At 70.6% G+C, this 3628-nt stretch carries 3 protein-coding genes and 1 pseudogene; 2 read left to right on the top strand and 2 right to left on the bottom strand.

Annotated elements, in window-relative coordinates; all coding sequences use genetic code 11:
- Positions 1–1270 (bottom strand): ATP-dependent helicase HrpB (gene hrpB / locus K1Y73_RS21530; protein ID WP_225030448.1); only part of this gene is annotated, 1270 nt, incomplete at its 3' end.
- 208 nt (positions 1271–1478) lie between these two features.
- Between hrpB and K1Y73_RS21525 the strand changes: the two genes are divergently transcribed.
- Together K1Y73_RS21525 and K1Y73_RS21520 are read left to right on the top strand one after the other, a co-directional pair.
- Positions 1479–2771, top strand: a complete 1293-nt coding sequence (locus K1Y73_RS21525) for an adenylosuccinate synthase (protein ID WP_225030447.1) — start codon at positions 1479–1481, stop codon at positions 2769–2771.
- Positions 2772–2837: 66 nt separating this feature from the next.
- Entirely contained in the window at positions 2838–3098 is a 261-nt protein-coding gene (locus K1Y73_RS21520) for a DUF2842 domain-containing protein (protein ID WP_225030446.1), read from the top strand.
- 18 nt (positions 3099–3116) lie between these two features.
- On the opposite strand, the pseudogene K1Y73_RS21515 reads toward K1Y73_RS21520, so the two are convergent.
- Positions 3117–3628: pseudogene (locus K1Y73_RS21515) on the bottom strand (hypothetical protein); the annotation flags it as partial.

The following is a 3628-nucleotide window of genomic DNA, read 5'->3' as shown; positions in this document are numbered from 1 at the left end:
CCAGCATATGCGCCAGCCGCGGATGCAGCGGCAGCCCGGCCAGCGCCCGGCCATGCGCGGTGATCCGCCCCGCCCCGTCCAGCGCGCCCAGTCCCGCCAGAAGCGCCCGCGCCTCGGCCAAGGCCGGCGCGGGGGGCGGGGTCAGGAAGGGCAGGTCCGAGGCGCCCCAAAGCGCCAGTTCCAGCGCCAGGGGCGCCAGATCGGCGGCCTCGATCTCGGGCGGCGGAAAGGCGGCCAGCGCGCCCTCTTCACCGCGGGTCCACATCCGGTAGCAGATGCCCTCGGCCACCCGCCCCGCCCGGCCGCGGCGCTGTTCGGCCTCGGCCCGGGTCACCTTTTCGGTCACCAGCCGCGACATGCCCGAGCCCGGATCGAATCGCGCCCGCCGCGCCCGGCCGCAATCGACGACGGTGCGGATATCCGGCAGCGTCAGCGAGGTTTCCGCGATCGAGGTCGCCAGTACGATCTTGCGGCCCGGCGCGGGGCCCAGCGCGACGCGCTGCGCGGCCAGATCCATCGCGCCGAACAGCGGCTGCACCGTGCAGCCCGGCAGGCCCTGCAGCGCAGCCTCGACGCGGCGGATCTCGCCCTCGCCGGGCAGGAAGGCCAGGATGCCGCCTTCGGTTTCCTCGACCGCCTGGCGGATCAGCAGCGCGGCGGCAGCCTCGAAGCGCAGCGAGGCATCCATCGGGCGCGGCAGCCAGCGGGTTTCCACCGGGAAGGCGCGGCCTTCGGCGGTGATCCGCGGCGCATCGCCCATCAGCGCCGCCACGGGCGCGGCATCCAGCGTGGCCGACATCACCAAGAGGCACAGGTCGGGCCGCAGCGCCGCGCGCAGCTCTAACGCCAGCGCCAGGCCAAGATCGGCCTGCAGCGAGCGTTCGTGGAATTCGTCGAAGATCACCACCGAAATGCCGGGCAATTCGGCATCGGACTGGATCATCCGGGTCAGGATACCCTCGGTCACCACTTCGATCCGCGTCGCGGCCGAGACCTTGGCCTCGCCCCGGATCCGGTAGCCGACGCGCTGGCCAAGCGGTTCGCCCAAGAGATCGGCCATGCGCTGGGCGGCGGCACGGGCGGCAAGGCGGCGGGGTTCCAGCATCAGGATCCGGCCCGGAAAGGCGCCCGAGGCCAGCAGGTCCAGCGGCACCAGCGTGGTTTTGCCCGCGCCCGGGGGCGCCTCCAGCACCGCAAGCCCGCCTTGCAGCGCGGCGCGCAGGGCGGGCAGAACCTGGCTGACGGGCAGATCGGACGGGGCGGCCTTCATGGCGGTCTTATCGCAAGGCCGGGCTGCCATGGCCAGAGGGCGGACGGGGCGGCTGGCCCCGGGGCGCCGCCCCGGACCCCGGGATATTTCTGCAGAGAGGAAGGCCCGATCGGCAAGGGGCGCGGGCTGCGGCGGAAATTCCTGTTTCACCTGCGGCCACAGATCGCTATAGCTGCCGCGCAATTCCAAACGGAAGGACCTCTGGCACATGGCCAACGTGGTTGTCGTGGGCGCCCAATGGGGCGACGAGGGCAAGGGCAAGATCGTCGACTGGCTGTCGGAACGCGCCGATATCGTGGCGCGCTTTCAGGGCGGCCATAATGCCGGCCACACGCTGGTGATCGACGGGACGGTCTACAAACTGTCGCTTCTGCCCTCGGGCATCGTGCGGGGCGGCAAGCTGTCCGTCATCGGCAATGGCGTGGTGCTGGACCCCTGGGCCCTGCTGGCCGAGATCGAGAAGCTGTCGGCGCAGGGCGTGACGGTCAGCCCCGAGACGCTGCTGATCGCGGAAAACACGCCCTTGATCCTGCCGATCCATGGCGAGTTGGACCGCGCGCGCGAGGCGCAGAATTCGGTGGCCAAGATCGGCACCACCGGCCGCGGCATCGGCCCGGCCTATGAGGACAAGGTCGGCCGCCGGGTGATCCGCGTCGCCGATCTGGCCGACGAGGGCACGCTGGACACGCGGATCGGCCGCCTGCTGACCCATCACAACGCGCTGCGCGCCGGGCTGGGGCTGGACCCTGTCGATGCCGAGGCGCTGAAGGCCAAGCTGCTGGAGGTCGCTCCGAAGATCCTGCCCTTTGCCAAGCCGGTCTGGAAAATCCTGACCGAGGCGCGGCGGGCGGGCAAGCGCATCCTGTTCGAAGGCGCGCAGGGCAGCCTCTTGGACGTGGATTTCGGCACCTATCCCTATGTCACCTCGTCGAACACCCTTGCGGGCATGGCCGCGGCCGGCACCGGCCTTGGCCCCACCGCGATCGACTTCGTGCTGGGCATCGTCAAGGCCTATACGACCCGGGTGGGCGAAGGCCCCTTCCCCAGCGAATTGTTCGATGCCGATGGCGAGCGTCTGGGCGAGCGCGGGCATGAATTCGGCACCGTCACCGGGCGCAAGCGCCGCTGCGGCTGGTTCGATGCGGTTCTGGTGCGCCAGACCTGCGCCACCTCGGGCGTGTCGGGCATTGCGCTGACCAAGCTCGACGTGCTGGACGGGTTCAAGACGCTGAAGATCTGCACCGGCTACATGCTGGATGGCGAACTGCTGGACTATCTGCCCACCGCCGCCAATCTGCAGGCGCGCGCCGTGCCGGTCTATGAAGAGCTGGAAGGCTGGTCGGAATCGACGGCGGGTGCGCGCAGCTGGGCCGATCTGCCCGGCGCCGCGGTCAAATATGTGCGCCGGATCGAAGAGCTGATCCAGTGCCCGGTCGCCCTGCTGTCGACCAGCCCCGAGCGGGACGACACGATCCTGGTGACCGATCCTTTCGCCGACTGACCGGCCTTTCCCTGTCACCGCCCCCGCCGGGGCGGCGGCAGGCCCAAGGCGCCGAGGGAGGAACCGATGGCCCTGACCTACCGTGCCCGCAAGCGTCTGGCGCTGCTGATCCTGCTGATCGGCATGCCGGCCTATGTGGTCGTTGCCGTGACGCTGATGAATGCGCTGGACGCGCGCTTCGGGCGGCTGCCGATCTGGGCCGAAGTCGCGGTCTATCTGGGGCTTGGCTTTCTTTGGGCCCTGCCCTTCCGCCGGATCTTCCGCGGCATCGGCCAGGCCGATCCGGCGGAAACGCAACAGGCGGAGGACCGGGGGCCCTCCGCCTGAGGTCGGGCTGATGGCAGCTCAGCCCGCGATGCGGCGCGCCTCGGCCAGAATGGCCGAATCCTCGGGCAACGCATATTGGCCGCGACGAACCTTCTCGATCCGGCCGTCGCGCAGCAGCGACCCGAAGGACCGCAGCCCGTCCTCGCGGGTGATCCCCGCGCCCTTGGCATCGGTGATCAGCCGGCGCATCAGCAGCGGCCGGGTGAAATGTTCGCGCTTTTCGACAAGTGTCGCATAGGCGGCGGCGGCTTCCAGCAATTCGGGCAGGCCGGTGACGCCCAGCGCCTCGGCAAAATCCGAGAAATCGCCGCGGTCGGAAAAGATGTTGCCGGCCGCGGGCGCGGCCTCGCCCGCTGCCTCGTCTTCGTCGGCGTCAGCGTCAGCGTCGGGGCCCGCGGCGAAGGGCGCGTCATCCGACAGCGCGCGCAGCAGGTCTTCGTCCAGTTCATCCTCGTCCTGTGCGGCGGCGTAACCCGCAACCGGGCTTAGCGCGGCGGCGGCGGCGCCGGCAACGCGGCGCGGGCGCACCG

The sequence above is a fragment of the Xinfangfangia pollutisoli genome (genome assembly GCF_020179405.1).
In the GTDB taxonomy this organism is placed as follows: domain Bacteria; phylum Pseudomonadota; class Alphaproteobacteria; order Rhodobacterales; family Rhodobacteraceae; genus Pseudogemmobacter; species Pseudogemmobacter pollutisoli.
Note: the sequence above shows the minus strand (reverse complement) of the source record. Positions and strands in the feature narration are given on the sequence as shown.